The sequence below is a fragment of the Streptomyces sp. NPDC001156 genome (genome assembly GCF_053598275.1).
The window spans coordinates 1-4292 of record NZ_JBSFJX010000385.1 but is presented as its reverse complement, the minus strand read 5'-3'; the positions used below and the strand labels follow the sequence as shown (position 1 = coordinate 4292).

The following is a 4292-nucleotide window of genomic DNA, read 5'->3' as shown; positions in this document are numbered from 1 at the left end:
CTGCTGGGGCCCACGTGGTCGGCGTAGGCCTTCTGCAGGCGTTCGCGGATGGGGTAGCGGTCCCAGCCGGGCATGATGGGCGGCTCGATGACCTGTCCCCTTTCCCAGTCGACGGGGCCGGGCACCGACAGTCCGATGCCGCAGATGTGGGTGGCGTCCACACCGGCGGCGCCGATCAGGTCCGGGAACCAGGTGGCGAGTTGGTCGAGCACGGTGTCCGGGCCGTCGGTGATGTGCAGGGGGCCGGTGTGTTCGGCGAGGATGGTGCCTGCCAGGTCCAGCACGGCGGCGCGGGCGTGCCGGGTCTCGAGATCGACGGCGATCACCGAGGCGTGGGTGGGGTCGAAGACGATCTGGTCGGAGGGGCGGCCGCCGGTGGAGGTGCCGGTGGTGTGCCGGAGCCAGCCGGCGCGGTTGAGGAGGTCCAGTCGTGCTCCGATGGTGGAGCGGGACAGACCGGTGGCGCGTTGCAGGTCGGCGCGGGTGTTGGCGCGGCCGGTGCGGATCAGCTGCAGCAGTCCTCCCGCGCTGACCTGGCTCGGCGTCATCAAAGCGTCCCCCATGGCTTAGCTCTTGTCGGCGCCGCTGGTCAGGCCCTCGGTGAGCATGCGTTCGGCGGCGAAGAACAGAAGTACCACGGGGATCGTGAGGACCACCGAGCCGGCCATGAGGATGGTCTTGGGTACTTCGACGCCGTTGGACAACTGTGCCAGGCCGAGAGAGACGGTCCATTTGTCGGGGTCGGCGGCCAGGAAGAGCAAGGCGAAGAGGAACTCGTTCCAGGCGATCATGAAGACGTACAGGCCGGTCGCCATGAGGGAGGGCAGGGCGAGGGGCAGGATCACCTTGCGGACGGTTTGCAGCCGGCTGGCTCCGTCGATGGCTGCTGCCTCCTCGATGGATGGGGGGATGGTGACGAGGTAGTTCTTCAGCATGTAGATCGCCACGGGTACGGTCTGGGCGACGTAGACGATGGCGAGGCCGACCAGGCTGGAGGACAGTCCCAGCTTGGCGAAGATGACGAATAGCGGAACGGCCAGCAGGGTTGCCGGGAACAGGTAGACGGCCAGGAAGAGTGCGCTGACCTGGCGGTGGCCGAAGAACTTCAGGCGGCTGACGGCGTAGGCGCCGGGTACGGCGGCGAGCAGGGTGAGGATCACTGTGCCGAGGGAGACCAGTGCGGAGTTGAGCAGGAACTTCACAAAGCCCTGGCCGCCGTCGTCGGTGGACTTCAGGACGTCGCGGTAGGTGGACAGGGTGAAGTCCTTGGCCGAGACCCACAGTGATCCCGGGTCGAGCAGGAGCGCGTCGATGGGTTTCACCGACAGCAGCAGCATGTAGTAGAAGGGCGCCAGGGTGATCACTGTGAGGAACGCGATGACGACCCAGCGCAGGACGCCGAAGAGTCTGTCCTCGAACTGGGCCCTGGTCAAAGTGGCCTTGCTGGTCACGATTCCTCCTGGACCTTGTTGCCGAAGAACTTGAAGTAGAAGCCGAGCAGGATCATCAGGGAGGCGGCCAGGACGAGGGCCTGGGCGGCTGCGGCTCCCACGTCGTAGCGGGCGGTGAGGAAGTCGTAGACCCGGACGGCGGCGACGTTGGTGCCCGCTCCGCCTCCGGTCAGGAGGTAGACGTCGTCGAACTTGTTGAAGGTCATGATGAACCGCAGGACGCACAGCAGGGCGATGACGGGCATCAGTTGGGGCAGCAGGATGTGGCGGAAGCGTTGGGTGAGGGTGGCGCCGTCCACCATGGCGGCCTCTTCCAGGCCTGCGGGGACCGCTTGCAGCCGGGCGAGGATGAACAGAAACGCGAAGGGGAAGTAGCGCCAGCACTCGAAGGCGATGACGGTCAGCAGGGCCAGCGGTATGTGGAAGTGCGCGCCGAGCAGGTCGACTTGGTAGTCGCGGGTGGAGAGGAAGGCGATGGGGTCGTCCCAGCCGAACAGGCGGTGGCCCCAGTTGTTGACCACGCCGTATTGCGGGCTCAGGGCGACTTCCCAGACGAAGGCCACGGCGACGACGGGGGCGACGTAGGGCAGCAGCATCGCCGCGCGCAGCAGTCCGCGTCCGCGGAAGGGCTTGCGCAGGGCGAGGGCGGCGATGAGTCCGAGGACGACGGAGCCCAGGGTGGCGCCCGCGGTGTACAGCAGGGTGGTGCCCAGGCTGGACCAGAATCCGGCGGAGTCGAAGACCTGGGTGAAGTTGTCCAGGGACCAGTGGCCGACGATGCCCATGCCCTGGATGTCGACCAGTTTGGCGTGCTGGAAGGCCAGGAGCACGGTCCACAGGATGGGCAGGATGACCACCACGAGGACCACGATGAAGGTGGGGGAGACGAAGGCGAGGCCTGCGCGGTTGGCGCGTCGGCTGGCGGTCATCGGGTGCCGCCGGCGGTCGGCGGGCCGGTGTGCCGGCCGGGGGCTTTCGTGCCGGCGCTGCGGTGCGCCGACGGGGGCTGTTGTCATGGAAGGACCTTTGCGGGCGTGCTGCGGGCGGCTACTGCAGGGACTTCTTGAGGGCGGCGACGTCGTCGTCGGCTTCGTGCGCGGCCTCGGAGGGGGAGATCTGTCCGCTGGTCATGGCGCCGATGGCCTTGGGCACGGGGAGTTCGCCGTTGGTGGCGCCGACGAGTGCTCCTTCGCCCTGGGTGATGCCCCAGCGCCGCATGTTGGTGACGCCGTCGGCGAGTTGGTTGAGCAGGCTTTCGGGGTAGACCTGGTCGAAGGGCTTGCGGGTGTCGACGCCGATGTCGCTGTGGCGCCAGGCGTCGAGGTAGAGGTCGGGCTGGGCGGCCGTGCCGTGGCGGACGGGGATCTTGCCTTCGGGCGCCATGCCGATCCAGGTCTGGTAGCCGGGGCCCATCATGTACTTGATGAACTGGCGGGAGGCGGTCGTCTCGGCCGTCTTGGTGGTCACCCATGAGGTGATCTCGCCGAACTGGGCCGCCTCGGCGGCGTCGGGGCCCTTCAGCGCGGTGACGATGCCGCTGTTGTCGGACAGGTACCGGGGGTCCTTCTTGCACTGGGGGCAGCTGGGCAGGGCGTCCTTGCGCAGGCCCGCGAGCTCGTCCAGGAGGAACGACGACCAGATGATCATGGAGGACTGGCCGGCGAAGTAGGTCGCGCGGGTGGTGTCCACGGTCTGGGTGCCCGGGGCGCCGTAGGTGCGGGCGAGCTGGTCGTAGGTGTGGAAGGCGGTCTGGCACTGCGGGGATTGCAGGGCGACGTCGTGGTGGTCGTCGACGAGCTGGCAGTCGTTGGCCAGGGCGACGCTCTCGAAGCTCTGCGAGGTGAACGCGTCGCCGGGGTCGGTGGCCGCGGAGATGCCTTCGTTGCCATGGGCGGTGAGTGCCTTGGCGGCGGTCAGGGCGCGCTCGTAGGTGTCGGGGGCCGCCAGCTGCTTCTGGTCGAACTGGTCCTTGCGGTAGACCAGCAGCTGCAGCCAGGCGTCGGAGGGCACGCCGAGGCTGGTGCCCTGGTCGGAGGTGAGATCGAGCGCGTTGGCGTTGAAGGTGCCGCGCCCCAGCTCGCCGATGATCTGCTTCGGGATGTCCGTGTTGAGCAGGCCGTTGGTGTACATCTGCCAGACCTGGCCCATGGGGGCCGCGCCGATGACGTCGGGGAGCTTGCCGGCGGCCGCGGCCGACATGATCAGCTGGGGCATCTGCCCCTCGTCGACGCCGACGAGATGGACCTTGATCCCGGTCTTCTTCTCGAACCCGTCGATCGCCTTCTGCGTCGTGGCGATGCGGTCCGGGAGGTTCTCCTGTGACCAGACCGTTATCTCACGGTCCGGTTTGCCGGGTCCGGCGCTGCTCGAACAGCCCGTGAGCAGCCCGACTCCCAGGGCTGCTGTGACGCCGACCGCGGTCATCCTCGACCGCAGGGTCATGATGCGCATTGCGTGTCCTTGTTCCGGCTTACGACTACTGGACACGCATCTCAGCATCAGTTTTGCGTATTGACAAGACATAAGTTGGGGTTATTGTCGACGCAACTCACCACCCGCACCACTTCCGGAGCCATCCGTGGAACGCGTCGTTCAATTCACCGGCCCTCGCCAGGTGGAGGTCGCCGAGCACGTCAGAGCCGAACTTCCCCCGGGCCACCTGAGAGTCCGCACCCGCTACTCAGGCATCTCGGCGGGCACCGAGCTCACCGCCTACCGGGGCACCAACCCCTACCTGACGCGCACCTGGGACCCCGAGGCCCGGCTCTTTAGGGAGGGCGCGGCCGGCATCGAGTACCCGGTGGCCGGATGGGGCTACTCCGAGGTCGGCGAGGTCGTCGA

The 4292-nt window shown here is 67.6% G+C and carries 4 protein-coding genes and 1 pseudogene; 1 reads left to right on the top strand and 4 read right to left on the bottom strand.

The features are described from left to right. The 4 genes from ACWDA7_RS50980 to ACWDA7_RS50965 form a co-directional block, all read right to left on the bottom strand. Window positions 1–548 (bottom strand): ROK family protein (locus ACWDA7_RS50980; RefSeq protein ID WP_450614802.1); only part of this gene is annotated, 548 nt, incomplete at its 3' end. Between the two features lie 18 nt (window positions 549–566). Continuing rightward, window positions 567–1433 carry a carbohydrate ABC transporter permease gene (locus ACWDA7_RS50975; RefSeq protein WP_450614804.1) on the bottom strand — a complete coding sequence of 289 codons (867 nt, stop codon included), beginning with the start codon at window positions 1431–1433 and terminating at the stop codon, window positions 567–569. Window positions 1434–1447: 14 nt separating this feature from the next. Continuing rightward, window positions 1448–2467 (bottom strand): carbohydrate ABC transporter permease, encoded by a 1020-nt coding sequence (locus tag ACWDA7_RS50970; RefSeq protein WP_450614800.1) that lies wholly within the window; start codon window positions 2465–2467, stop codon window positions 1448–1450. A gap of 31 nt (window positions 2468–2498) precedes the next feature. After that, on the bottom strand, window positions 2499–3902 hold the full coding sequence (locus tag ACWDA7_RS50965; protein WP_450614798.1) for an ABC transporter substrate-binding protein: 1404 nt from the start codon (window positions 3900–3902) through the stop codon (window positions 2499–2501). A gap of 127 nt (window positions 3903–4029) precedes the next feature. On the opposite strand from ACWDA7_RS50965, the pseudogene ACWDA7_RS50960 reads away from it, so the two are divergent. Then, a pseudogene (locus tag ACWDA7_RS50960) lies at window positions 4030–4292 on the top strand (oxidoreductase); the annotation flags it as partial.

Excerpts from the sequence above, each read along its gene's own strand:
- ACWDA7_RS50970 (WP_450614800.1), bottom strand. The coding sequence starts at position 2,467 with ATGACAACAGCCCCCGTCGGCGCACCGCAGCGCCGGCACGAAAGCCCC.
- ACWDA7_RS50965 (WP_450614798.1), bottom strand. The coding sequence starts at position 3,902 with ATGCGCATCATGACCCTGCGGTCGAGGATGACCGCGGTCGGCGTCACA.